Source organism: Thiohalocapsa halophila (assembly GCF_016583825.1).
Lineage (GTDB): Bacteria > Pseudomonadota > Gammaproteobacteria > Chromatiales > Chromatiaceae > Thiohalocapsa > Thiohalocapsa halophila.
Window position 1 is genome coordinate 1 of sequence record NZ_NRRV01000284.1, and the last position, 541, is coordinate 541.

At 66.4% G+C, this 541-nt stretch carries 1 protein-coding gene; it reads left to right on the forward strand.

The window, feature by feature from the left end; genetic code table 11:
- Nucleotides 1-23: 23 nt before the first annotated feature.
- Nucleotides 24-541: hypothetical protein (locus CKO31_RS26415; RefSeq protein ID WP_200243993.1), on the forward strand; the 518-nt coding region annotated here is incomplete at its 3' end.

The window sequence follows — 541 nt, forward strand, 5'->3', positions numbered from 1 at the left end:
TCCTGCAACAGGCCAGCACCACCTTGAGCCACTTCCAGCAGACCGACCTGGCGTTTCTGCTGCCACCGCGCCAGCGCACCAAAGCGCGCTTTATGGCGATCGACGCCCATATTAACTGGGCGCAACGCCTGATTGCCTACCATGATCGTGGTGATTTCAGCGCCATTGGCCGCCCGTGCGGGTTCAGCGCCACTGCTTGGGCGCGGCTGCACGCGCGCTGGGGCAAGCGGCGTGTCGAGCCCTTGCGCGCGCTCATCGGACAGCGCTACGCCACGCGCGCGGCGTTGTGCGAGGCACTGCGCGCTGCCGGCGCCACGGCGCTGGATGATGATCTCGATGACACCTTCTGGCGCTTGGCCGATCGGGGTTATGCGCGCTTTCTCGAAGCCTTTGACTGGCTGTTGGCGTATCGCCAGCTCCTGCCGCAGTGGGCGCAGACGATGGCCGTGGCCAAGACCATCCAGACGGTCCTGAAAACCCACGGGCTGGCGCGGGCAACACCGGCAGCGGTGCAGGCCGAGTTGGCCAAGCAAGACGCGCT